24 protein-coding genes and 1 pseudogene are annotated in these 24,287 nt (G+C 69.8%); 16 read left to right on the top strand and 9 right to left on the bottom strand.

Annotated elements, in window-relative coordinates:
* The first annotated feature begins 197 nt into the window (after positions 1-197).
* The 10 genes from P8A20_RS11385 to P8A20_RS11340 all read left to right on the top strand — a co-directional run bounded on the left by P8A20_RS11385 (position 198) and on the right by P8A20_RS11340 (position 8,550).
* Entirely contained in the window at positions 198-635 is a 438-nt protein-coding gene (locus P8A20_RS11385; RefSeq protein WP_014154053.1) for a Cg1360 family ATP-synthase-associated protein, read from the top strand.
* 222 nt (positions 636-857) lie between these two features.
* Positions 858-1,673, top strand: coding sequence for a F0F1 ATP synthase subunit A (atpB, locus tag P8A20_RS11380; RefSeq protein ID WP_147959517.1), 816 nt, complete (start codon positions 858-860; stop codon positions 1,671-1,673).
* Positions 1,674-1,748: 75 nt separating this feature from the next.
* Positions 1,749-1,994 carry an ATP synthase F0 subunit C gene (gene atpE / locus P8A20_RS11375; protein WP_014048348.1) on the top strand — a complete coding sequence of 82 codons (246 nt, stop codon included), beginning with the start codon at positions 1,749-1,751 and terminating at the stop codon, positions 1,992-1,994.
* A 42-nt stretch (positions 1,995-2,036) separates the two neighbouring features.
* Positions 2,037-2,582, top strand: coding sequence for a F0F1 ATP synthase subunit B (locus tag P8A20_RS11370; protein ID WP_014154051.1), 546 nt, complete (start codon positions 2,037-2,039; stop codon positions 2,580-2,582).
* Positions 2,579-3,394, top strand: coding sequence for a F0F1 ATP synthase subunit delta (locus tag P8A20_RS11365; RefSeq protein ID WP_147959518.1), 816 nt, complete (start codon positions 2,579-2,581; stop codon positions 3,392-3,394). The genes P8A20_RS11370 and P8A20_RS11365 overlap by 4 nt, the downstream gene beginning before the upstream one ends.
* Positions 3,395-3,541: 147 nt before the next feature.
* On the top strand, positions 3,542-5,113 hold the full coding sequence (atpA, locus tag P8A20_RS11360; protein ID WP_147959519.1) for a F0F1 ATP synthase subunit alpha: 1,572 nt from the start codon (positions 3,542-3,544) through the stop codon (positions 5,111-5,113).
* Between the two features lie 3 nt (positions 5,114-5,116).
* Positions 5,117-6,034, top strand: coding sequence for a F0F1 ATP synthase subunit gamma (locus tag P8A20_RS11355; protein WP_147959520.1), 918 nt, complete (start codon positions 5,117-5,119; stop codon positions 6,032-6,034).
* On the top strand, positions 6,034-7,476 hold the full coding sequence (gene atpD / locus P8A20_RS11350) for a F0F1 ATP synthase subunit beta (protein WP_147959521.1): 1,443 nt from the start codon (positions 6,034-6,036) through the stop codon (positions 7,474-7,476). Before P8A20_RS11355 ends, atpD begins: the two co-directional genes overlap by 1 nt.
* 109 nt (positions 7,477-7,585) lie before the next feature.
* Positions 7,586-7,960: a F0F1 ATP synthase subunit epsilon gene (locus tag P8A20_RS11345; protein ID WP_147959522.1), complete on the top strand. Its 375-nt coding sequence runs from the start codon at positions 7,586-7,588 to the stop codon at positions 7,958-7,960.
* 143 nt (positions 7,961-8,103) lie between these two features.
* Positions 8,104-8,550, top strand: coding sequence for a DUF2550 domain-containing protein (locus tag P8A20_RS11340; protein WP_014154045.1), 447 nt, complete (start codon positions 8,104-8,106; stop codon positions 8,548-8,550).
* Positions 8,551-8,638: 88 nt separating this feature from the next.
* Here P8A20_RS11340 and P8A20_RS11335 read toward each other — a convergent pair whose 3' ends face one another.
* The 3 genes from P8A20_RS11335 to P8A20_RS11325 form a co-directional block, all read right to left on the bottom strand.
* Complete coding sequence (locus P8A20_RS11335) at positions 8,639-10,522, bottom strand: glycoside hydrolase family 18 chitinase (RefSeq protein ID WP_147959523.1); 1,884 nt, start codon at positions 10,520-10,522, stop codon at positions 8,639-8,641.
* 157 nt (positions 10,523-10,679) lie between these two features.
* The gene (locus tag P8A20_RS11330; RefSeq protein WP_147960450.1) at positions 10,680-11,342 is read right to left on the bottom strand and encodes a response regulator; all 663 of its coding nucleotides are present in this window, start codon (positions 11,340-11,342) and stop codon (positions 10,680-10,682) included.
* A gap of 5 nt (positions 11,343-11,347) precedes the next feature.
* A complete protein-coding gene (locus P8A20_RS11325; protein ID WP_147959524.1) occupies positions 11,348-12,535 on the bottom strand; it encodes a sensor histidine kinase in 1,188 nt (395 codons plus the stop codon).
* Between the two features lie 151 nt (positions 12,536-12,686).
* Here P8A20_RS11325 and P8A20_RS11320 point away from each other — a divergent pair, with 151 nt between their 5' ends.
* On the top strand, positions 12,687-13,244 hold the full coding sequence (locus tag P8A20_RS11320; RefSeq protein WP_306103441.1) for a hypothetical protein: 558 nt from the start codon (positions 12,687-12,689) through the stop codon (positions 13,242-13,244).
* Here P8A20_RS11320 and P8A20_RS11315 read toward each other — a convergent pair whose 3' ends face one another.
* The gene (locus P8A20_RS11315; RefSeq protein WP_306103440.1) at positions 13,245-13,817 is read right to left on the bottom strand and encodes a cob(I)yrinic acid a,c-diamide adenosyltransferase; all 573 of its coding nucleotides are present in this window, start codon (positions 13,815-13,817) and stop codon (positions 13,245-13,247) included.
* 311 nt (positions 13,818-14,128) lie between these two features.
* On the opposite strand from P8A20_RS11315, the gene P8A20_RS11305 reads away from it, so the two are divergent.
* From P8A20_RS11305 to P8A20_RS11295, 3 genes and pseudogenes are all read left to right on the top strand, one after another.
* A complete protein-coding gene (locus P8A20_RS11305) occupies positions 14,129-14,977 on the top strand; it encodes a 3-hydroxyacyl-CoA dehydrogenase family protein (protein ID WP_147959526.1) in 849 nt (282 codons plus the stop codon).
* A gap of 245 nt (positions 14,978-15,222) precedes the next feature.
* A pseudogene (locus tag P8A20_RS11300) lies at positions 15,223-15,545 on the top strand (STAS domain-containing protein).
* A gap of 241 nt (positions 15,546-15,786) precedes the next feature.
* On the top strand, positions 15,787-18,267 hold the full coding sequence (locus tag P8A20_RS11295; protein WP_306103439.1) for an ATP-binding protein: 2,481 nt from the start codon (positions 15,787-15,789) through the stop codon (positions 18,265-18,267).
* 93 nt (positions 18,268-18,360) lie between these two features.
* Here P8A20_RS11295 and nucS read toward each other — a convergent pair whose 3' ends face one another.
* The gene (gene nucS, locus P8A20_RS11290; protein ID WP_099174445.1) at positions 18,361-19,032 is read right to left on the bottom strand and encodes an endonuclease NucS; all 672 of its coding nucleotides are present in this window, start codon (positions 19,030-19,032) and stop codon (positions 18,361-18,363) included.
* 257 nt (positions 19,033-19,289) lie between these two features.
* Here nucS and P8A20_RS11285 point away from each other — a divergent pair, with 257 nt between their 5' ends.
* On the top strand, positions 19,290-19,682 hold the full coding sequence (locus tag P8A20_RS11285) for an SCO5389 family protein (RefSeq protein ID WP_014154035.1): 393 nt from the start codon (positions 19,290-19,292) through the stop codon (positions 19,680-19,682).
* A gap of 97 nt (positions 19,683-19,779) precedes the next feature.
* On the opposite strand, the gene P8A20_RS11280 is transcribed toward P8A20_RS11285, so the two are convergent.
* The gene (locus tag P8A20_RS11280) at positions 19,780-20,811 is read right to left on the bottom strand and encodes an LLM class flavin-dependent oxidoreductase (protein WP_147959529.1); all 1,032 of its coding nucleotides are present in this window, start codon (positions 20,809-20,811) and stop codon (positions 19,780-19,782) included.
* A gap of 210 nt (positions 20,812-21,021) precedes the next feature.
* Between P8A20_RS11280 and P8A20_RS11275 the strand changes: the two genes are divergently transcribed.
* A complete protein-coding gene (locus P8A20_RS11275; protein ID WP_147959530.1) occupies positions 21,022-21,351 on the top strand; it encodes an Rv1322 family protein in 330 nt (109 codons plus the stop codon).
* Between the two features lie 3 nt (positions 21,352-21,354).
* Here P8A20_RS11275 and P8A20_RS11270 read toward each other — a convergent pair whose 3' ends face one another.
* The 3 genes from P8A20_RS11270 to P8A20_RS11260 all read right to left on the bottom strand — a co-directional run bounded on the left by P8A20_RS11270 (position 21,355) and on the right by P8A20_RS11260 (position 24,285).
* Positions 21,355-22,239: an ABC-2 transporter permease gene (locus tag P8A20_RS11270; RefSeq protein WP_147959531.1), complete on the bottom strand. Its 885-nt coding sequence runs from the start codon at positions 22,237-22,239 to the stop codon at positions 21,355-21,357.
* Complete coding sequence (locus P8A20_RS11265; RefSeq protein WP_147959532.1) at positions 22,236-23,369, bottom strand: ABC transporter ATP-binding protein; 1,134 nt, start codon at positions 23,367-23,369, stop codon at positions 22,236-22,238. Before P8A20_RS11265 ends, P8A20_RS11270 begins: the two co-directional genes overlap by 4 nt.
* Positions 23,370-23,505: 136 nt before the next feature.
* Positions 23,506-24,285, bottom strand: coding sequence for an ABC transporter permease (locus P8A20_RS11260; RefSeq protein ID WP_147959533.1), 780 nt, complete (start codon positions 24,283-24,285; stop codon positions 23,506-23,508).
* Positions 24,286-24,287 lie beyond the last annotated feature (2 nt).

The raw sequence follows: 24,287 nt of genomic DNA, 5'->3' as shown, positions 1-24,287 counted from the left end.
AACTCTCATGTGTGACAGCTGGCACACTTTCTGAGTAAAGACCTCATCAAATAGTTTGTGATAGCGTTCACGAAGCCCGGTGAGGAAGCCGAAGGACCTGAGTAGCACGGTCCATTGGCCCGAAGCATCGACTCGGACCGGGCCTACGCTCGTCCCTGACGAACACCGACCACCCCCTGCAACGCGGAGTAACCGCCATGCCGTCCAACGACGCCCGGACTCTCCTCCACACCGCCGTGCCCACTGCTGCCGTCGGTGTCGTCACCGTTGCCGTCAGCGCTGCGCTCGCCGGCGGCAAGGGAGCGATCGGCGCAGCGGCCGGGACGCTGGTGGTGATCCTCTTCATGGGGATCGGACTCGGCGTCCTGCAGCGCACGGCGAAGTCACTGCCGCATCTGTTCCAGGCCATGGGGCTGGTGCTGTACACGACCGAACTGCTGCTGCTCTTCGTCTTCGTCGCCGCCTTCAAGGACACGACGCTGTTCAACCCCCGGGCCTTCGCCGCCGCGGTGATGGTCGCCACCCTCACCTGGGTCGCGGCGCAGATCCGCGTGCACATGAAGACCAAGATTCTTTACGTCGAGCCGGACTCTTCCGCGGGCAAGACGCCCGAGAACACGGGGTCTTCGACGTGAGGGGTAGGGCCGGGATAAGCGCGCGTTCGAGACCCTGCTATCGTCCGGTGCCAACTGCGGCACTGCGGGCGCGGGCATCAAAATCGGCGCCTGCTCCATCGCGAGGCGTAATGCCTGAGCCGCCCCCCATCCGTAACACCAGTCCAGTGCCGACCAGCGGCTGCTTGCCGCGCCGACACAACGAGGTTGCCGTACCTATGCGCCACGCTGAAGGAGCCCGCGGTGAGTGCTGACCCGACGACGGTGCTCGCCTTCGAGACCGACTGCCACATCTTCGACGGATGCGGCTTCCCGGCTCCTGGCCTGCACTCCTTTGTTTTCGAGCCGATGTTCACCGTCGGCGGCATCGAGATCAACAAGCCGATGCTGCTGGCGGTCCTGAGCACCGTTGTCGTCGTCGGCTTCTTCTGGGCGGCTTTCAACAAGCCGAAGCTGGTGCCCGGAAAGCTCCAGATGGTCGCCGAGGCGGGTTACGACTTCATCCGCACCGGTGTGGTGTACGAGACGCTCGGCAAGCGCGAGGGCAAGAAGTACGTGCCCCTCATGGTCTCGCTGTTCTTCTTCATCTGGATCATGAACCTCTGGGCGATCATTCCCTTCGCCCAGTTCCCGGTGGTCTCGGTCATCGGATTCCCGGTGGCGCTGGCCGTGATCGTGTACGTGCTCTGGGTCAGCCTGACCTTCAAGCGGCACGGCTTCGTCGGCGGCTGGAAGAACATCTCCGGCTACGACCCGTCGATCGGCCCGGCCCTTCCCTTCGTCATGGTCATCGAGATCATGTCGAACCTGCTGATCCGGCCCTTCACGCACGCCGTGCGACTCTTCGCCAACATGTTCGCCGGTCACGTCCTGCTGCTGATCTTCACGATCGCCAGCTGGTACCTGCTGAACGGCATCGGCATCGCCTACGCCGGTGTCTCCTTCGTGATGGTCATCCTGATGACCGCCTTCGAACTGTTCATCCAGGCGCTGCAGGCCTACGTGTTCGTCCTTCTGGCCTGCAACTACATTCAGGGCGCTCTCGCCGAGCACCACTGACGCAGCCCAGCTCCACCCCCGATAGTCGTCCGGTGGCCAACCCCCACCGGTTCTGAAAGAGAAGGAAGAAACGGCATGTCCGCTCTTGAGACCCTCGCCGCCGTCAACATCACGGGCAACCTCGGTTCCATCGGCTACGGCCTCGCCGCGATCGGCCCCGGCGTCGGCGTCGGCATCATCTTCGGTAACGGCACCCAGGCGCTGGCCCGTCAGCCCGAAGCTGCCGGCCTGATCCGCTCGAACCAGATCCTCGGCTTCGTGCTCTGTGAGGCGCTCGCCCTGATCGGTCTCGTCATGCCCTTCGTCTACCCGGTCGACTAATTCGCGGCATCCCAACTGCCCGAAGCGACGAAAGGCATTGATGTGAACGCCCTACAGCTGGCGTCCGAGGGAGAGATCCAGAACCCGCTGCTCCCGGCGGTTCCTGAGATCGTCATCGGCCTCATCGCCTTCGCCATCGTCTTCGGTTTCCTCGCGAAGAAGCTCCTCCCGAACATCAACAAGGTTCTGGAAGAGCGCCGCGAGGCCATCGAAGGCGGTATCGAGAAGGCCGATGCGGCCCAGACCGAGGCCCAGAGCGTTCTTGAGCAGTACAAGGCTCAGCTCGCCGAGGCCCGCCACGAGGCCGCCCGTCTGCGCCAGGAGGCGCAGGAGCAGGGTGCCGTCATCATCCAGGAGATGAGGGCGGAAGGTCAGCGGCAGCGCGAGGAGATCATCGCGGCCGGCCACGCCCAGATCGAGGCCGACCGCAAGGCCGCGGCGTCCGCGCTGCGCCAGGACGTGGGCAGTCTCGCCACCGCCCTGGCCGGCAAGCTCGTCGGCGAGTCCCTCGAGGACCACGCCCGGCAGAGCGGCACCGTCGACCGGTTCCTCGACGAGCTCGAGGCGAAGGCCGAGGCCGTCCGATGAATGGAGCGAGCCGCGAGGCGCTGGCCGCCGCACGCGAGCGCCTCGACGCACTGACCGACTCCACGTCGGTCGACGCGGCGAAGCTCGCCGAGGAGCTGGCAGCCGTCACCGCGCTGCTCCACCGCGAGGTATCGCTGCGCCGGGTCCTCACCGACCCGTCGCAGGGCGGCGAGGCCAAGGCCGAGCTGGCCGGACGGCTGCTGGGCGGACAGGTGGGCGGCGAGGCCGTGGACCTGGTCTCCGGCATGGTCCGTTCCCGCTGGTCGCAGTCGCGTGACCTGGTCGACGCGGCCGAGGAGCTGGCGAACACCGCCGACCTCACCGCTGCCCAGCGCGCGGGTGTGCTCGACGACGTCGAGGACGAGCTGTTCCGGTTCGGCCGGATCGTCTCCTCCGACGTCGCACTGCGGTCCGCCCTGACCAGCAAGTCGGCCACGGGCTCGGCCAAGAGCGAGCTGCTCCGCAGCCTGCTCGGCGGCAAGGCCCAGCCTGTCACCGAGCGCGTGATCACGCGCCTCGTGACGCAGCCCCGAGGACGTAGCCTGGAGTCGGGACTCGACTCCCTGTCCAGGCTCGCCGCGGAGCGCCGGGACCGTATGGTCGCCGTCGTCACCTCGGCGGTGCCGCTGTCCGATCGCCAGAAGCAGCGCCTCGGCGCCGCGCTGGCGAAGATCTACGGCCGGCAGATGCACCTGAACCTGGACGTGGACCCCGAGGTCCTCGGCGGGATCTCGGTGCGCGTCGGTGACGAGGTCATCAACGGCACGATCGCGGAGCGCCTCGAAGAGGTCACCCGCAGGATGGCCGGCTGACAGCGCGCAGCGCCCACACCGCACGAACTGAACGAGCAAGAATTGCGGCCCGGTTGGGCCGTGCAGAAATTGCAGAAGATTCCTGGGGGTCGCCCCCAGACCCCTTTGAGAAACTTCGGGCCCAACAAGGAGAGCAGGGAACCCCAGATGGCGGAGCTTACGATCCGGCCGGAGGAGATCCGGGACGCACTGGATAACTTTGTCCAGTCGTACCAGCCGGACGCGGCCTCGCGCGAGGAGGTCGGGACGGTCAGCGTTGCCGGCGACGGCATCGCGAAGGTGGAGGGCCTGCCCTCCGCCATGGCGAACGAGCTGCTGAAGTTCGAGGACGGCACCCTCGGTCTCGCCCTCAACCTCGAGGAGCGCGAGATCGGTGCGATCGTCCTCGGCGAGTTCAGCGGAATCGAGGAGGGCCAGCCGGTGCAGCGCACCGGTGAGGTGCTCTCCGTCGGCGTCGGCGAGGGCTACCTCGGCCGCGTCGTCGACCCGCTCGGCAACCCGATCGACGGTCTCGGCGAGATCGCGACCGAAGGCCGTCGCGCCCTCGAGCTGCAGGCCCCTGGCGTCATGGTCCGCAAGTCGGTGCACGAGCCGATGCAGACCGGCTACAAGGCCGTCGACGCCATGGTGCCGATCGGCCGCGGCCAGCGTCAGCTGATCATCGGTGACCGTCAGACGGGTAAGACCGCTCTGGCCGTCGACACGATCATCAACCAGCGCGACAACTGGCGCTCGGGCGACGTGAACAAGCAGGTGCGCTGCATCTACGTCGCCATCGGTCAGAAGGGCTCCACCATCGCCTCCGTGCGCGGTGCCCTCGAAGAGGCCGGTGCGCTCGAGTACACGACCATCGTCGCCGCCCCGGCGTCCGACCCGGCCGGCTTCAAGTACCTGGCGCCGTACACCGGCTCGGCCATCGGCCAGCACTGGATGTACGACGGCAAGCACGTCCTCATCATCTTCGACGACCTGTCGAAGCAGGCCGACGCCTACCGCGCCGTGTCGCTTCTGCTGCGCCGTCCGCCGGGCCGTGAGGCCTACCCGGGCGACGTCTTCTACCTGCACTCGCGTCTGCTGGAGCGCTGCGCCAAGCTCTCCGACGAGATGGGCGCCGGTTCGATGACGGGCCTCCCGATCGTCGAGACCAAGGCGAACGACGTGTCGGCGTTCATCCCGACCAACGTCATCTCCATCACCGACGGCCAGTGCTTCCTGGAGTCCGACCTGTTCAACGCGGGTCAGCGTCCGGCGCTCAACGTCGGTATCTCGGTCTCCCGAGTCGGTGGCTCCGCCCAGCACAAGGCCATGAAGCAGGTTTCCGGCCGACTGCGTGTGGACCTCGCCCAGTTCCGTGAGCTGGAGGCGTTCGCCGCCTTCGGTTCCGACCTGGACGCGGCCTCCAAGGCGTCGCTGGAGCGCGGTAAGCGCATGGTCGAGCTGCTGAAGCAGCCGCAGTACGCCCCGTTCCCGATGGAGGAGCAGGTCGTCTCCGTCTGGGCCGGCACCACGGGCAAGATGGACGACGTCCCGGTCGAGGACATCCGCCGCTTCGAGAGCGAGCTGCTCGAGAACCTGCGCCGCGAGCGCAAGGACCTCCTGACCAGCATCGCCGAGGGCGGCAAGATGTCCGACGACACGCTGCAGTCGATCGCCGACGCGATCGCCGCCTTCAAGCAGCAGTTCGAGACCTCGGACGGCAAGCTCCTGGGCGAGGGCTGATCGATGGGCGCTCAGCTTCGCGTTTACAAGCGCCGCATCCAAGCCGTCACCGCGACCAAGAAGATCACCAAGGCGATGGAGATGATCGCCGCCTCGCGCATCGTCAAGGCGCAGCGCAAGGTGGCGGCGTCGATGCCGTACGCGACCGAGCTCACCCGTGCGGTGACCGCGGTCGCGACCGGCTCGAACACCAACCATCCGCTCACCACCGAGGCCCAGGCTCCGGCCCGGGCCGCGGTCCTGCTCCTCACGAGCGACCGCGGTCTGGCCGGCGGCTACTCCTCCAACGCCATCAAGGCTGCGGAGCGGCTCCGGGAGCGGCTGGCGGCCGAGGGCAAGGAGGTCGACACGTACATCGTCGGCCGCAAGGGTGTCGCGTACTACGGCTTCCGTGAGCGCAAGGTCTCGGAGTCGTGGACGGGCTTCACCGACAGCCCCGAGTACTCGGATGCCAAGAAGATCGCCGAGCCCCTGATCGCGTCCATCCAGAAGGACACGGCCGAGGGTGGCGTCGACGAGCTGCACATCGTCTTCACCGAGTTCGTGTCGATGATGACGCAGAACGCGGTCGACGGGCGGATGCTGCCGCTGTCGCTCGACAAGGGCGAGGAGGAGAGCACCGAGAAGGGCGAGATCCTTCCGCTGTTCGAGTTCGAGCCGTCGGCGGAGGACGTCCTCGACGCCCTTCTGCCGCGCTACGTCGAGAGCCGTATCTACAACGCACTGCTGCAGGCCGCCGCTTCCGAGCACGCCGCCCGCCGTCGTGCGATGAAGTCGGCGACCGACAACGCCGGGGATCTGATCAAGAGCCTCTCCCGGCTTGCCAACGCGGCCCGCCAGGCCGAAATCACCCAGGAAATCAGCGAGATCGTCGGCGGTGCAGGTGCGCTGGCCGACGCGTCCGCGGGGAGTGACAAGTAATGACGACGACAGTTGAGACGGCCGCTGCCACGGGCCGCGTCGCCCGGGTCATCGGCCCGGTCGTCGACGTGGAGTTCCCCGTCGACGCGATGCCGGAGATCTACAACGCCCTGCACATCGAGGTCGACGACCCGGCCGAGGCCGGCGCCCGTAAGACGCTGACCCTGGAAGTCGCCCAGCACCTGGGTGACGGCATGGTCCGCGCGATCTCGATGCAGCCCACCGACGGCGTGGTCCGCCAGGCCCCGGTGACCGACACGGGCACGGGCATCACCGTCCCGGTCGGTGACATCACCAAGGGCAAGGTGTTCAACACCCTCGGTCAGATCCTGAACGAGCCGGAGGCCGAGGCGCAGATCACCGAGCGCTGGCCGATCCACCGCAAGGCCCCGGCCTTCGACCAGCTCGAGTCCAAGACCGAGATGTTCGAGACCGGCCTGAAGGTCGTCGACCTGCTGACCCCGTACGTCAAGGGCGGCAAGATCGGTCTGTTCGGTGGTGCGGGCGTCGGCAAGACGGTCCTCATCCAGGAAATGATCATGCGTGTGGCGAAGCTGCACGACGGTGTGTCGGTGTTCGCCGGTGTCGGCGAGCGCACCCGTGAGGGCAACGACCTCATCGACGAGATGACCGACTCGGGCGTCCTGGAGAAGACCGCGCTGGTCTTCGGCCAGATGGACGAGCCGCCGGGCACCCGTCTGCGGGTCGCGCTGTCCGCCCTGACCATGGCGGAGTACTTCCGCGATGTGCAGAAGCAGGACGTGCTGCTCTTCATCGACAACATCTTCCGCTTCACGCAGGCCGGCTCCGAGGTCTCCACGCTGCTCGGCCGCATGCCGTCCGCAGTGGGTTACCAGCCGACCCTGGCCGACGAGATGGGTGTGCTCCAGGAGCGCATCACCTCGACGCGTGGTCACTCGATCACCTCGATGCAGGCGATCTACGTCCCCGCGGACGACCTGACCGACCCGGCCCCGGCCACCACGTTCGCCCACCTCGACGCGACGACGGTTCTCTCCCGTCCGATCTCCGAGAAGGGCATCTACCCGGCCGTGGACCCGCTGGACTCCACGTCCCGCATCCTGGACCCGCGCTACATCGCGCAGGACCACTACGACACGGCCAGCCGCGTCAAGGGGATCCTGCAGAAGTACAAGGACCTCCAGGACATCATCGCGATCCTCGGTATCGACGAGCTGGGCGAGGAGGACAAGCTCGTTGTCCACCGTGCCCGTCGCGTCGAGCGCTTCCTGTCGCAGAACACCCACGCCGCCAAGCAGTTCACCGGCCTGGACGGTTCGGACGTCCCGCTCGACGAGTCGATCGCCGCGTTCAACGCGATCTGTGACGGGGAGTACGACCACTTCCCCGAGCAGGCGTTCTTCATGTGCGGTGGCATCGAGGACCTCAAGTCCAACGCCAAGGAGCTCGGCGTCTCCTGAGCCTCCGGCTCACCGAGGGGGGTGGGTGTGTCCCGCCCCCCTCACCACGCCCCGTAGAATTGAAACGACACCCGGCACGACCGCCGGGTGGTGACCCGAGGAGCCACCCTTGGCTGCTGAGCTGCATGTCGAGCTGGTCGCCGCGGACCGCAGTGTCTGGTCCGGCGAGGCCACCCTCGTTGTCGCACGTACCACGTCCGGCGACATCGGCGTCATGCCCGGTCACCAGCCGCTCCTGGGTGTGCTGGAATCGGGCCCCGTGACGATCCGTACGAGCGGCGGCGGGACGGTTGTCGCCGCTGTGCACGGCGGTTTCATCTCGTTCGCGGACAACAAGCTCTCGTTGCTGGCTGAGATCGCCGAGCTTGCCGACGAGATCGACGTCCAGCGCGCCGAGCGTGCGCTGGAGCGTGCGAAGTCGGACACGGACGCGGGCGCCGAGCGCCGCGCGGACGTGCGACTGCGTGCGGTGGCGGCGCACTGAGCGTCCCCACGAGGAGTTTCTGACTCAGCCGCGGCCCGTGCTGGAGAGATCCAGACCGTGTCGCGGCTGAGGCGATGCAGGTGCAGTCCGGTTCGGCTCGGTTCGGTATCCGTTTACTCGACGATGCGAGGAGGTCGGTGGAGATGGTCCTCGCGTTGTGGGTGGGCGGTCTGGTCGTCGTACTGGTCGCGGTGGGTCTTTTCGTCTTCGGCCTCCGCAGGCGGCTGATCCAGCGCTCCGGCGGAACCTTCGACTGCAGTCTGCGCTGGGACGTGTCCGAGGAGCCTGATCCCTCGGGCAAGGGCTGGGTGTACGGGGTCGCGCGGTACAGCGGCGACCGGGTCGACTGGTTCCGGGTCTTCTCCTACTCGCCCCGTCCCCGTCGTGGTCTGGAACGCTCCGCCATCGAGGTCGTCGCCCGCCGGCTGCCCGAGGGCGAGGAGGAGCTGGCGCTCCTGTCCGATTCCGTCGTGCTCGGCTGTCTCCACCGTGGGACGCGCCTGGAGCTGGCGATGAGCGAGGACGCCCTGACGGGCTTCCTCGCCTGGCTGGAGGCGGCACCGCCCGGCCAGAGGGTGAACGTGGCCTGAGAGGCCCGCAGAACGTGCGAAAACCGGGGAGACAGGGGGCGGACCTGTCTCCCCGGCGCTTTTCCGGGGGTGCGACTGCCTCGTGCGGCTAGTTGAGGCCGTTGTCCATCGCGGTCACGAGCTCACCGTTGGCGGTGTCGCCACTGAACTCCCAGAAGAACGCACCGCCCAGTCCCTGGCTGTTCGCCCAGGCCATCTTGGACGTGATCGTCGCCGGGGTGTCGTAGCTCCACCAGTTCGTGCCGCAGTGCGCGTACGCGGTGCCGGCGATCGTTCCGGTGGCGGGGCAGGTGTTCTTCAGGACCTTGTAGTCCTCGTTGCCGGCCTCGTAGGTGCCCGGGGCCGCGCCGGTGGCCGTGCCGCCCGGAGCGGACTGGGTGACCCCGGTCCAGCCGCGGCCGTAGAAGCCGATGCCGAGGAGCAGCTTGGAGGCCGGGACGCCCTGGGCCTTCAGCTTGGCGATGGCGGCGGCGGAGTTGAAGCCCTCCTGCGGGATGCCGGAGTACGAGGTCAGCGGTGAGTGCGGGGCCGTCGGGCCCTTCGGTGCGAAGGCGCCGAAGAAGTCGTACGTCATCACGTTGTACCAGTTCATGGACTGCGCGGCGCCGGCGTAGTCGGCCGCGTCGATCTTGCCGCCCGTCGAGCCGTCCGCGGTGATCGCGGCGGTGACCAGGTTGCCGGTGCCGAACTTCGTCCGCAGGGCGGAGGCGACGTTCTTCAGTGCGGCCGGGCCGCTGGTGTCACAGGTGAGACCGCAGGCGTTGGGGTACTCCCAGTCGATGTCGATGCCGTCGAAGACGTCGGCCCAGCGGGGGTCCTCGACCAGGTCGTAGCAGGACTGGGCGAAGGCGGCCGGGTTCTGGGCGGCCTGCGGGAAGCCGCCGGACCAGGTCCAGCCGCCGAACGACCAGAGGACCTTGATGTGCGGGTACTTGGCCTTCAGCTTGCGCAGCTGGTTGAAGTTGCCGCGCAGCGGCTGGTCCCAGGTGTCCGCGACACCGTCGACCGACTGGTCCGCGGTGTAGGCCTTGTCGTAGTCGGCGTAGGAGTCGCCGATGGTGCACTTGCCGTTCTGGACGTTGCCGAAGGCGTAGTTGATGTGCGTGATCTTCGCGGCGGAGCCGGAGGTCACGAGGTTCTTGACGTGGTAGTTGCGCCCGTAGACGCCCCACTCGGTGAAGTAGCCCAGGTTGATCTTGTCCCCGGTGCCCGGGTTGCCCGGGTCGGTGGTCCCGGTGGTGCGGACGGCGACCGAGGCGCTGACCGGACCGGTCTGATCGGCGGTGTCACGGGCCTGCACGGTGTACGAGTAGTCGGTGCCCTTGGTGAGCCCGCTGTCGGTGTACGTCGTCGTGGTGACCGTCGCGACCTTGGCGCCGTCGCGCAGGACGTCGTAGTTCTTGACGCCCTTGTCGTCGGTGGCGGCGGTCCAGCTGATCTTCGCCGAGGTGTCCGTCACGTTGCTCGCGGTCGGGGTGCCGGGCTTGGACGGGGGGTTGTCGCCGGGCACGCTGCCGCCGTCACAGGAGGCGCCGTTCAGCTTGCAGCCGGAGGGCGAGCCGGAGCCGGTGCCGTTGAAGCCGAAGCTGATGCTGGCGCCGGGGGCGACCGTGCCGTTCCATCCGAGGTTCTTCGCGGTCCAGTGGTTCCCGGAGCTCGTGACGGAGGCGTCCCAGGCGGAGCCGACCGCGGTGCCGGAGGGGAAGTCCCACTCGATCGTCCAGGAGGAGAGTGCGGTGGTGCCGGTGTTCTTGACCGTCCACTGCCCCTCGAAGCCGGTGCCCCAGTCGGTCTTCTTGACGTAGGAGGCCGTGGCGGAGGTGGCGGCCTCGGCCGGGGAGGCCAGCCCGACCATCGCGGCCAGGGGGAGCAGCAGCGCGGTGAGGCCCGCGACCGTCCTGGACCTGGGGGCTGTGCCCGCTCCGCGTCTCCATCTGAGTCGGGTGAGGCGTACGGGGTTGTGAGTGCTCAACGGTGCTCCTCGGGTGAGGTCCGGCAAACGGGGGATGATCCGTAACCTGCGAACCCTGCGTCGCCCTGAGCGTGCCTTGTCATGGCTCACTCACCGCAGCGTGTCCGGTGAGATTAGGAAGGTCTGGACCAATCGTCAAGAGGTCCAGACCAAAGATTCACGTCCCGGGCCGAAGACCCAACTGCTGGGCCAGCACCGCGGCTTGCGCCCTGCTGCGCAGCTCCAGCTTCCCGAGGAGCCTGCTGACGTGCGTCTTCACCGTCGCCTCGGCCATCGAGAGCCGTTCGGCGATCTCCATGTTGGACAGTCCCTGGCCGAGGCATCCCAGCACCTCGCGCTCCCTGCGCGTCAACGTGCCGAGGGCCCCGGGGGCGGGTGCGGCCGGGCCGTGCCCGGGGGAGGCCGATGCGAACTCCTCGATGAGCCGCCGCGTCACGGCCGGAGCGATCAGGCCCTCACCGCGTGCCACCGTGCGTACGGCGTCGAGGAGATCCCTCGCCTCCGTGTTCTTCAGCAGGAAACCCGACGCACCCGCGCGCAGCGCGCCGAAGACGTACTCGTCCAGGTCGAAGGTCGTCAGCACCAGCACGTCCGCCAGCCGCTCCGCCACGACCTGCCGTGTCGCCGACACCCCGTCCAGCCGGGGCATCTGCACATCCATCAGGACCAGATCCGGGCGCAGTTCACGCGCCAGACGCACGGCGGCCTCACCGTCCGGGGCCTCGCCCACCACCTCGATGTCCGGGGCGCTCCTCAGGATCAGCACCAGCCCCGCGCGCACCGCCGACTGGTCCTCCGCGACCAGTACCCGGATCGTCATCCCCGTCATGTCCTCTCCTCGACGGGCAGTTCGGCCCGCACCAGCCAGATCCTCGCGCCGTCACCCCGGGGCCCGGGCCCCGCCCCGATCGTCCCGCCCAGCAGCGCCACCCGTTCCCGCATCCCCACCAGGCCGGCCCCCGAACCGGGTGCGCGGGGCCCGGGGCGGTCGCCGAACACGCTGCTCACCTCCACCGTGAGTGCCGTCCGCGACCGCTCCAGCCGGACGGTCACCGGGCCGGGCGCCGCATGCTTCAGCGCGTTCGTCAGCGACTCCTGGACGATGCGGTACGCCGCCAGCTCGACCGGCGCCGGCAGCGGCCCCGACACCTCGCGTCCGTCGACCAGGATGACGGTGAGCCCGCTGGACGCGGAGTTCGCTCCGGCCTGCTCCACCAGGGCGTCCAGGGAACCGAGGGTAGGGGCGGCGCTCGGCGGACCGGACGCGCCGCTGTCCCGCAGGAGCCCGATCAGCCGCCGCATCTCCGTCAGCCCGTCGACACTGTTCTGCCGGATCACCCCGAGGGCTTCCCGGGAGGTGCCCGGTTCGTCGATGGAGAGCGCCGCCGTGGAGTGGATGGCGATCGCGGAGAGATGGTTGGCGACCATGTCGTGCAGCTCGCGCGCCATCCGTGACCGCTCCGCGGTCACCGCCTGGACCCGGTCCATCTCCGCCAGCAGCGCGGTCTGGTCGGCGCGCAGCCGGGCCGCGTCGGCGGCGTCCCGGTGGTTGCGCACACTGGCGCCGGTGAGCGCGGGCCCGAAGAGGACCATCCCCGTGACGATGCCGATGAGCAGGGCGTCCGCCGACGGGGCCCAGGCAACGAAGCCCATCGTCGCGGCGACCGTGACGAGCAGGGTGATCACCGGGATGCGGCGGGACGCGGTGGGGGAGCCGTACAGCACCGCGGCGTACACGAGGTCGGTGTACATCAGCAGGGTCGCCAGGCTGCCCACGGTGAACTGATCGGCGACCAGTGCCAGTGTGCCCACCGCCAGCGCGGTGCACGGGACGCTGCGCCGCAGCAGCTCCAGGGCCGACATGGCGGCGAGGGGCAGCAGGGACACCCAGGGGGCGTCGAAGAGGCGGCCGTTCTGGATGTGGATGCCCACCAGCCACAGGAACACACCACCCGACAGTCCGATGACCGCGAGCAGTACGTCGTGACGGTGCGGGCGCGCGACGGAGAACACCCTCCCATCCAACACGGCGGTGTGCCACGGCACGTCCGTACGCGGGGTGAGGTCCGGCTACATCGAAGGATGCAGTCACGATTCGTCACTGCCGACGACGATCCCGCGGCGCCCGGACGGGAACCTGGAGGGGACCGGGAGGAGAAGGACCGTGATCGTCACACTGATCGTGCTCTGCGAGGTCGGCTTCTGGGTGCTGCTGGCCGCCGGACTCGCGCTGCGGTACGTCGCGAGGAAGCCCCGGCTGGGCGCGGCCGTCCTGCTGTGCGAGCCCCTGCTGGAGGTCGTGCTGCTCGTGGTGACGGCCGTCGACCTGAAGAACGGCGCCGAGCCCGGCCTGAGGCACGGTCTCGCCGCCGTCTGCATCGGCTTCACCGTCGGACTCGGCCACTCCACCGTCAAGTGGGTCGACGCACGGGTCGCCCACCGCTTCGCCGGCGGCCCGCCCCCGGTGAAGCCCCCGAAGTACGGCATGGCCCGAGCCGCCCACGAGTGGCGCGTCGCGGCCCGCTGGACGGTGGCCGCGGTGACGGCCATCGCCCTGCTCCAGGCGGCGGCCTGGTACGTCGGCGGGGACGGCGACACCGGCTCGCTGCACATGTGGCAGCAGAAGATGCTCTGGGTGATCGGGATCAACCTGGTCGTCGCCGGCGGCTACACGCTCTTCCCCAAGCGGGAGCCCGGGGACCGGGTCGGGGCGGGCCGTTGATCAGCGCTCGCCGCCCGGCACCCACAGCACGTCCCCGACCTCCTTGTTCGCCGTCCTGGCGAGGATGAACAGAAGGTCGGAGAGACGGTTCAGATAGGTCGCCGTCAGCGCGTTCATCACGTCCCCGTGGACCTCCAGCGCCGCCCAGGTGGACCGCTCGGCCCGCCGGACGACCGTGCAGGCCTGGTGCAGCAGCGCCGCCCCGGGGGTGCCGCCCGGAAGGATGAAGCTGCGGAGCTTCTCCAGCTCCTCCAGGAAGGTGTCGCAGTCCGCCTCCAGCTTGTCGACGTAGGACTGCTCCACCCGCAGCGGCGGGTACTCCGGGTCCTCCACCACCGGCGTGGACAGGTCCCCGCCCACGTCGAAGAGGTCGTTCTGCACACGGACGAGGACCTTCACGACGTCCTCGGAGAGGTTCCCGAGCGCTACGGCCGTACCGATCACGGCGTTGGCCTCGTTGGCGTCGGCGTAGGCGGAGATCCGCAGATCGGTCTTGGCGGTCCGGCTCATGTCGCCGAGAGCGGTGGTGCCCTTGTCGCCGGTACGGGTGTAGATGCGCGTCAGATTCACCATGGGGCCAGCGTAGTTACGCTCCGGCCCCGCGGAGGACACGCGTGCCCACCGTCACAGCCGGGTAGGGCGGGGCCGCGGGGCGTGCTCCGGACGAGGTCGCGCGCGACGCACCCGTCCTGCTCGACGACACGGAGGACCTCCGCGGCGAGAAGGTCCTCAACTACGCGCGGCACGCCGCCGCGTGACGGCGGACGGTGTGATGTCCGTCATGTGAGACGTGACGCGCATCTCTTCGAGGCCTCACGGGCCCTCACGGGTACTAATCTCCGCCGGAGAGCATGTGAAGAACCGAGAGGATTGGGGTGCGGATCGTGGCCAGGAAGCTCGCCGTCATCGGCGCCGGACTCATGGGGTCCGGTATCGCGCAGGTCTCCGCCCAGGCGGGCTGGGACGTCGTGCTGCGTGATGTCACCGACGAGGCCCTGGCCCGCGGGCGTGCCGGCATCGAGGCCAGTTACGGCAAGTTCGTCGCCAAGGGCAGGCTGGAGGCGGCCGACGCCGAGGCCGCGCTCACCCGGATCACCACGACCACCGACCTGGACGCCGTGGCCGACGCGGACGTCGTCGTCGAGGCCGTCTTCGAGAAGCTCGAGGTCAAGCACGAGATCTTCCGGACCCTCGACAAGGTCGTACGGGAGGACGCCGTCCTCGCCTCCAACACCTCCGCCATCCCGATCACCAAGATCGCGGCCGTGACGGAGCACCCGGAGCGGGTCGTCGGTGTGCACTTCTTCTCGCCGGTCCCGATGATGCAGCTCTGCGAGCTGGTGCGCGGGTACAAGACCAGCGACGAAACCCTGGCCACCGCAAGGGAGTTCGCCGAGTCCGTGGGTAAGACCTGCATCGTCGTCAACCGTGACGTCGCGGGCTTCGTCACCACCCGGCTGATCTCGGCGCTGGTCGTCGAGGCGGCCAAGCTGTACGAGTCGGGCGTCGCCTCGGCCGAGGACATCGACACCGCCTGCAAGCTGGGCTTCGGTCACGCCATGGGCCCGCTCGCCACGGCGGACATGACCGGCGTCGACATCCTCCTGCACGCCACCGGCAACATCTACACCGAATCCCAGGACGAGAAGTTCGCCGCCCCGGAGCTGATGCGCCGGATGGTCGATGCAGGTGACATCGGGCGCAAGAGCGGGCAGGGTTTCTACACCTACTGATCACGACCGGGGCCCCGGGCCGTCTGATGCGCCGTCAATCAGACCCCGGGGAACCGGGGTCCGGCGCCGTCCGGCGCACGGATCCGACGGGGACCGGCGGACCTGCTTCACCCCTCGGGGTGAATTCGGTATCGGTTCGCTTACAGACGGCAACCTACCTGTCGCCGCTGCAGTCAGTTGTGACAGGGACAGAAAGCGAAAACAGGCAGACAGACCTTGCTGCGGAGCACTTCCGGGGAGCGCATATGCACATCAGGGGCGACCACGCCGAGCTGGTCGTCGGGGGCCGCCTCGACGTCCGAAGCGCGGCGGACGCCCGTACCGTCCTGCATTCGGCCGTCGACGACGGCGCCGGCGATCTCGTGCTGAACCTCACCGAGCTCGACTCGTGGGACGCCACCGGACTCGGCGTCATCATGGGCGCGCACCGCAGAGCCGGCCGGGCCGCCGGCGGCTGGTGCTGCGCGGTGTCCCGCCGCAGATGCAGCGTCTGCTCGTGGCGACGCGACTGCACCGGATCCTGGCCATCGAGGGCGGGCTCGCCGTGGACTCCCTGCCACGCGTCTAGATCCGCCCCGTACGGGCCCCGCGTGCGTCCCCCGAGGGGCGATACACGCACAATCCTCACGAGAACGTGATGTCAGGGGCGGCGCGGCCCCCCGCCCGTTCGTAGATACTGTGCGAAGGTTTAGGGTTCGGCCGTCTGCCGATAGACGAGAACCCACTGGCGGACACCGGACCGGAAGCGACAGCGGGGCGTGTGAGGCCGGAAGGGCAACAGCGCGCTGCGCGTCTGGGGGACTTTGACGATGGACCCGACCAACCGGGGACCGGAAGAGTACGGCAACGACCATTCCGGTGACGACGGGGCGCGGAGACGTCAGTCCCGCGACCCGTTGACGCCCGACTTCGGGCACCAGACACCGCAGCAGTCGCGCACCGTGCGGCTGATATCGGGCGACTTCCTGCTCACGGTCAATCCGGTCGACGGCAGCGAGATCGAACCCTGCCGCCCGGGCGAGCGGCCCGACGCGCCCGTACGGCACACCGCCGCCCGGCGCGTGGAGCGCGAGCGTGCCGCCGCGCCCCCCGTCCCCGCGGGGCCGCCCGCGCCGCAGATGCCCCTGCTGGAACGCCAGGACGAGCGCGAACGGCTGGAACGGCTGCTCGCCCGCGGCCGCTCGGTGTGCCTCACCGGACCCGCCGGGTCCGGCCGCACGGCCCTGCTGGACGCCGTGGCGGCCGACTGCGCGGACCTGGCCCCCGACGGGGTCGTACGCCTCTCCGGATACAAGCGGACCGCCACGGAGCTGCTGTACGGGCTGTTCGAGGCCGTCTACAGCGCTCCGCTCCACCGCCCCGACCGCGAGGGTCTCCTCGCGCTCGTGCACGGTGTCGGTGCCGTCGTCGTCGTCGACGACCTGGAGCTGGGCGGTGCCGCGCTCCAGGAGCTGCTGGACGCCACCCCGGAGTGCGCGTTCCTGTTCGCCACGACCCCCGACGTACCGTCACCCGCGGCCGACGCGAGCCTCGAGGAGGTCTTCCTCGCGGGTCTCGGCCGCAGCGCATCGATCGAGCTCATGGAGCACGTCGTGGAACGCGCGCTCACGGACGAGGAGGCGAACTGGGCGGGAGACCTCTGGTTCGAGTCGGAGGGGCTGCCGCTGCGCTTCGTGCAGGCGGGTGCCCTGCTGCGCCAGCGTGACGACCTGCGCGCCGGCCAGGACGCCTCCGACGGCTACGACGACGAACCGGGCGACGCGCCCTTCGGCCGGACCGAGCCGGCCGTCCCCCCGCTGCCCAGCCTCGGCGAGGGCGCGGCGCCCGCCGCCCTGCTCGCCTCGCGGCTGAGCGAGGCCGCCCGCGAGACCCTGCGCTTCGCCGTGGCCCTCGGCGGCGAGGTGCCGCACCAGGCGCACCTGCCGGCGCTCGTGGGGGACACCCACGCCGACGCCGCCCTGGGCGAACTCGCCCTGAGCGGTCTGCTCTCCCCGGCGGGCCCCCGCTACCGGCTGGCCGCCGGTGTCCTGACCCAGCTGGAGGCGAACGGCTACGACGAGAGCGCGGAGGCGCACGCCCGCAGCGCCGCCCAGCACTACGCCTGGTGGGCGGGGCATCCCTCCGTCACCCCGGAACGCGCGGTCGCCGAGGCGGACGCCCTGCTCGCCTCGATGACCCGTCTGGTCCCGGGCGAGGCGGCCGGACAGGCCAGCGCGGCCGTCCTGCTGGCCCGCAGCGCCGCTCCGGCGTTCGCCGCGGGGATGCAGTGGGGCGCCTGGGAGAAGACGCTCAGAACCGGACAGGAGGCCGCACGGATCGCGGGCGAGGTCGCGGAGGAGGCGTACTTCCACCACGAGCTGGGTGTCCTCGCGCTCTGCACCGGCCACCTCGACCGGGCCCGTGCGGAGCTGGAGACGTCCGTGGGCATGCGCGGGGCGCTCGCCGACAAGGCCGGCGCGGTGGCCGGGCGCCGGGCGCTCGCCCTCGTCGCGGACCGCTCCGGCGAACCGGTGATCGGCACCTTCCTGGGCGACGACGTGCCGGTGGTCCCGCGTCACGACGAGCCGGCCTCGCCGTCCGGCGGCACCCCGACGGCCAAGCCGCTCTTCCCCCGGCTGACCGACACCTCGTCGACCCTGATCACCCATCAGGCCCCGCCGCCCGCCGGTTCGTCCGCGGGGCGCATGGGAGTCCTGCGCGGCGCGCGGCGCAACCTCGTCGCGGTGGGCGCGGGCGCGCTGCTGGCGGCGGTGCTCGGCACGGTGGTGACCCTGGGAGCCACCTCGGGCAGCGAGGACCCGGAAGGACAAAACGTCACGACCGAACAGTCGGCGGACGAGGACGACGGCGAGAACGGCATCCCCGCCGACGAGCCGACCGACGATCCGGCCACCGAGGAGGGCACGGCCGGCGGCGGCTCCCCCTCCCCGGGCACATCGGGCCAGGCCACGCCGTCCGGCAGCGCGACCCCCTCCCCGGAGACGTCGGAGCCCGGTGCGAGCCCGTCCTCGGGCTCCCCGTCCAGCGACGGCCCCAGCAGTGGGCCGACCTCCGGGGACCCGTCCCCGACGGGCCGGCCGACGAAGCCGACGACCACTCCTCCCACCACCGAGCCGACCCCCACGGACCCGACGCCCACGGACCCGACCCCCACGGACCCCACTCCCTCGGACCCCACGACGGAACCGGAGACCTCCAACTCCGCGAGCGGACCGGCCGAGTCGGCGACCGCCTCGGCCACCGTCGACGGGCCCGGCCAGGAGACCTCCGACAGCACGCCGACCGCCTGAGGCGGAAATCCCCTCGGCGGGCCCGGATCCGGGCCCGCCGAGGGGTTTCTCATGTCCGTCGCGCCCCGGGGAATCCCACGGCGCCTCCTCGGGTCAGAACAACCGCAGCTTGTCGTCCTCGATGCCGCGCATCGCGTCGTAGTCGAGGACCAGGCAGCCGATCCCGCGGTCCGTCGCCAGCACCCGGGCCTGCGGCTTGATCTCCTGTGCCGCGAACACACCCCGCACCGGGGCCAGATGCGGGTCGCGGTTGAGCAGCTCCAGATAACGGGTCAGCTGCTCCACACCGTCGATGTCGCCCCGCCGCTTCAGCTCCACGGCCACCGTCGCGCCGTCCGCGTCCCGGCAGAGGATGTCGACCGGGCCGATCGCGGTCGGGTACTCGCGGCGGATCAGGGTGTAACCCTCACCGATCGTCTCGATGCGGTCGGCGAGCAGCTCCTGGAGATGCGCCTCCACACCGTCCTTGATGAGCCCCGGGTCGACACCCAGCTCATGGGACGAGTCATGAAGGATCTCCTCCATGGTGATGATCAGTTTCTCGCCCGCTTTGTTCACCACGGTCCAGACGCCCTCGTTGTCGTCGGCTCCCTCCTTGAGGGTGCACGGCGGGGACATCCAGTTGAGAGGTTTGTACGCCCGGTCGTCGGCGTGGATCGAGACGCTGCCGTCCGCCTTCACCAGGATCAGACGGGGGGCGGAGGGCAGGTGGGCAGTGAGCCGGCCCGCGTAGTCGACGGAGCAACGGGCGATGACGAGACGCATGGTCGGCAACGCTACTCGACGATTCATGGTCCACGCGATTCGCGGACCCGTCCCGGCAGCCCCTGGAAGCACACGGATCGGGCTTGCCCCTCTTTGCGACCGTTCGTTATTGGCCGGTTGTGTTCCCAATCTCCTGGTGCGGCCTGGACTGCGCCCTTACCGTGGAAGCAGGAGGTCGCCGTCTGTGTACGCAGCGTCGCCACCCTGCCCTGCCCGTAAGGCCCCGGCCACCCGTCGGGGTCGCGAGAGGAGAACCCATGTCGCTCGACGTCTCACCGGCGCTGTTGGAACAGGCCGAGCGAGGCGAGGTCGACGAAGCCGACTTCGTCGACTGCGTCCGGACCTCCCTGCCCTACGCATGGGAGATGATCAGCTCTCTGGTGGCCCAGCTGAAGGTCGACGGCGGACAGTTCGCCGACAACCAGACGCCGCCGCCGGACGAGCAGGCACGTGGTCAGCTGCTGCGTGCGCTCGCGAGTGATGCGATACGCGGCGCGCTGCAGCGGCACTTCGGGGTGCGTCTCGCATTCCAGAACTGCCACCGCGTCGCGGTGTTCCCGCTGGACGCCTCGGTCGACGAGCGCCTGGCCCGATTCACCTCGGTGAGGGGCCAGTTGCTCAACCAGTCGCCCGAACTTCGGGACTGCTGAACGCTTCTGCTGCCGCTTCGGGCCGCGGGAGGTGCAACTGGCTCCGGGGCGGCAGCTCCCGCACCACCGCACCACCAGGACCACCAGCGTGAACGGGTCACTCCAGCAACGGCAGCACTTCCGTGCCCAGCCGCTGCACATTCGTCTCCGTCGCCGCGAGATCGCCCGACCCCTCCACCATGAGGGCGAAGCGGGTGATGCCCGTGCGCTCCGCCGTGGCCGCCAGCCGGTCCGCGGCGAGACGGGGCGGCCCCACCGGATGCAGACCGCACAGGAACTCCGTGTACGCCACGGGGTCCCGCATGACCCGGTGGCGGCCGTCGACCGTCACATGGGCGTCGAGCCCCTGCCGCAGCCAGCCCGGCATCGTCTTCACGAGCGTCTCCACGGCGTCGGCTGGACGGTCGGCGATCTGCGCCACCCCTGCGGACACATGTGCTACCCGCTCCGCGACCTCCGCCGGCTGACCGGCCTCCCGCGCGGCCGATCGCCACAGGGCGACCATGTCCGCCTTCTCCTCGTCGCCGCAGTGCATCCCGAGCAGCATCGGCAAACCCTTTTCAGCGGCGAGTTTCACGCTTTTCGGCGACGTGCAGGCGACGATCACCTCGGGGCCCGGCGGACCGTCCCCGAGGAGTTCGTCGGCCCGGGGCACCACGGCGACCTCGCGGAAGCCGTAACGCTCCCCGCCGCCCGCCACCCGTGGTTTGTCCAGCCACTCCAGAAGCAGCTCCAGTGCCTCGGGGAAGCCCTTCTCGTACGCGTCGAGCCCGCCGCCGAACACCTCCAGGTCGACCCACGGACCACCGCGCCCGACCCCGAGGGAGAAGCGCCCGCCGCTGGTCAGGTGCAGCAGCGCGGCCTGTTCGCCGAGCGTGACCGGGTGCTGGTTCGGCAGTACGCTCACCGCCGTGCCCACCCGGATCCTGCGGGTGCGGCCGAGCAGCAGGGCGGCCAGGGTCGTGGCGGACGGGCACACCCCGTACGGCACGAAGTGGTGTTCCGCCAGCCAGACGGAATCGAGTCCCGACTCCTCCGCGACCTCCGCGGACCTGACGGCACGGTGCAGGGCCTCGCCCTGCCCCTGGCCCGGGAACTGGGCCGCCAACACGAATGTTCCTACGCGCATCGCCTCTTGCCTCCTTACGGCCGACGCGGCTCCCCTACCGGCAACAACGTCTGACACGTGCCAAAGGCACGGTCCGCGGCGAAGTTGTTGCGATTTTCCGCTAACCCACCCGCCCCGCCGCTGCTCAGGGACCTCGGGCGCCTCCGGTCCGCAGCCGATGCCTCTAGGCTGGACGGGACGTCCGTCCGTTCCGGCCCCGTGAGGTGTCCCGTGTCCCCGCGCCGCAACCGCCCCCGAGGCGGCGATGGTCCCACCGGCAACGCAGCGGAGGCGGGGGGCCGGTACGGCGGGGGCGGTGCCACCGAGAGCTGGCAGGACGAGGAGTGGTCGGTGCGCCCGGTGAGCGGCGCGAGCGCGATGGGCAAGCGCTACCGCTGCCCCGGCTGCGACCAGGAGATCCCGTCCGGGGTCCCGCACCTCGTGGCCTGGCCGGAGTACGGCGGGATCGACGACCGCAGGCACTGGCACAAGGCGTGCTGGAACGCGAAGGACCGCCGCACCACACGGGTGCAGCGGTCCAGGAACGCTCCGCGCCACTGACGGTCAGACGTCCCGCCGGTCCAGTGCGGCGAAGGCGCCGGCCATGGCCACCGCGGTCACGCCGAGGAGGGCCCACAGCGGCTCCCAGCCCGTCGGCCCCGACGAGGTCATGGACACTTCGTAGATCGCGCCGATCTGGTTGGGGATGGACCACTCGAAGAGCGCCTCCTGCACGGACGCCAGCGACGGCGAGAACATGAAGATCGCCAGTACGAGCGGGAGCAGCACCACCGCGATCATGATCGTGATGGCGCCCGCGGAGTGCCGCACGATCGTGCCGACCGCCAGCGACAGCAGCCCGAGGGTGGCGACGTAGAGGCCGATCCCCACCGTGGAGCGCACCCAGAGGCCGGTGTCGGGCGTGGCGCCGTCGAGCATCGCCGTCTGGAGGACACCGACGATCCCGGTCGTCACCGTCGTGATCGTGAACGCGAGCAGGAAGAAGACGACCGACTTCGCGATCAGCATCCGCGCCCGGCTCGGGCAGGCGGTCAGCGTCGTCCGGATCATGCCGGTGCTGTACTCCGACGCGATGGTCAGCACGCCGAGAGTGATCACACAGATCGAGCTGAGCAGCACGCCGAAGAAGCCGAGCGTGAGCACGGGGACGTCATCGGCAGGGGCGTCCGACAGGCTCACGACGAACGCGACGAGCAGCCCGATGCCGAGCAGCAGCACGATCATCACGCCGAGCGTCCACATCGTGGAGCGCACGGACCGGATCTTCGTCCACTCGGAGGCGATCGCGTCGCCGAGGCCCGGGGTGCGCACGGGGATCGGAGAGGCGTACGGGCCCGCGGGGGCGCCCCAGCCCTGCTGCGGCTGCTGAGAAGCCTGGTACGCCTGCGGGGGAGCCTGCTCCTGCGGGGGCGGCGGAGGCATCGTCATCGGGGGTCCTCGTCGGTCGTGCGCCCGGTCCGCTCCGCGGTGGGCTCGGGGGCGGGTGCCGGAGCGGCGGCGTACGGGTTCTGTCCCGGGGGCGGCGGCGCGTACCAGCCCTGCTGCGGGACCTCGGGCGGCGGCCGGGGCACGTAGCCCTGCTGCTCGTGGCCGGGGTGTCCGTAGCCGGGCGGCGGAGGCTGGAGACCTTCCTTGGCGTCCGCCGTCGAGCGGTAGTCCACGGCGCCCTGGGTCATCCGCATGTACGCCTCCTCCAGCGAGGCCTGGTGCGGGGAGAGCTCCCACAGCCGGACGTCCGCCCCGTGCGCCAGATCGCTGATCCGGGGCAGCGGGAGCCCGGTGACGCGCAGCGCGCCGTCCATCTCCGGCATGACCTGGCCGCCCGCCTCGGTGAGCGAGGCCGTCAGCTTCTCCCGGTACTCCGGCCGGTCAGCCGGGACCCGCACCCGGGCGAAGTCGGCGGAGTTCGCCGAGATGAAGTCGGTGACGCTCATGTCGGAGAGGAGCTGCCCGCGGCCGATCACGATCAGATGGTCGGCGGTGAGGGCCATCTCGCTCATCAGATGGCTGGAGACGAAGACCGTGCGGCCTTCCGACGCCAGCCGCTTCATCAGGTTCCTGACCCAGAGGATGCCCTCCGGGTCGAGTCCGTTGACCGGCTCGTCGAAGAGCAGCACCTGCGGGTCGCCGAGCAGCGCCGCCGCGATCCCGAGCCGCTGGCCCATCCCCAGGGAGAAGCCCTTGGACCGCTTCTTCGCGACGTCCTGCAGTCCGACGACACCGAGGACCTCGTCCACCCGGGCCACCGGGATGCCCGCCAGCTGCGCCAGGCTCAGCAGGTGGTTACGGGCGCTGCGCCCGCCGTGCACGGCCTTGGCGTCGAGCAGCGCCCCCACCTGGCGCGGGGCGTTGGGCAGGCTGCGGAAGGCATGCCCGCCGATCGTCACGTGTCCGGACGTCGGACGGTCCAGGCCCAGCATCATGCGCATGGTGGTGGACTTGCCCGACCCGTTGGGACCGAGGAACCCCGTCACGGCCCCGGGCCGCACCTGGAAGGAAAGGTTGTGCACGGCCGTCTTCGCGCCGTAGCGCTTGGTCAGGCCGACTGCCTCGATCATTCTCCAGCCCCATCGACTCATACGTCGTCGGGGCCCAGGCCTCCTGCCGCGCGCCCCCGTCAAGAGTTAGGAGGATAACCAGCCTCGGGCGGTTCCGGCCAAGTCGTCGAGCGGAGCGCCGGGGTCCGGACGGTGCTCAGGCGTCGCGCTTCTTCAGCACGAGGTACCCGCCGATCAGCGCGGCCACCACCCACAGCGCCATGATCCCGAGCCCGGCCCACGGCCCGTACGGCGCCGGGTCGCTGTTCATGGCGTCGGGAACCACCTGCAGGATCTTGGACCCGGCCTGGTCGGGGAAGTACCGGGCCACGCTCTTGGCGCCCGGGACCGCGGAGAGGATCTGCGAGACCAGGAAGAAGAACGGCATCAGGATGCCCAGCGACAGCATGGAGCTGCGCAGCATCGTGGCCACGCCCATCGAGAAGACCGCGATCAGGCCCATGTAGATACCGCCGCCGACGACCGCGCGCAGCACGTTCTCCGCGCCGATGTCCGTGCCGCGGTCGCCCAGCAGGGCCTGGCTGAGGAAGAAGGTCACGAAGCTGGTGGCGAGGCCGACCACCAGCGCCAGGACACCCGCGACCGCGATCTTGCTGAAGAGGAACGAACCGCGCTGCGGCACGGCCGCCAGCGAGGTGCGGATCATGCCCGAGCTGTACTCGGTGCCCACCACGAGCACGCCGAAGACGACCATCGCCAGCTGCCCCAGGACCATGCCGGAGAAGCTCACGAACGTCGGGTCGAAGGTGGCCTGCTCGGCGGCGGAGAGGTCGTCGAACTGGCTGTTCAGCAGGGCGCTCAGCGCCGCGCCCATGGCGACGGTCACGAGGAACGCGCAGATCAGCGTCCAGGTGGTCGACGAGACCGTACGGATCTTGGTCCACTCGGAATTCAGGACCGCTGGTACCGATGCCATCG

It is taken from the genome of Streptomyces sp. Alt3 (assembly GCF_030719215.1).
GTDB classification, from domain to species: Bacteria; Actinomycetota; Actinomycetes; order Streptomycetales; family Streptomycetaceae; genus Streptomyces; species Streptomyces glycanivorans.
Note: the sequence above shows the minus strand (reverse complement) of the source record. Positions and strands in the feature narration are given on the sequence as shown.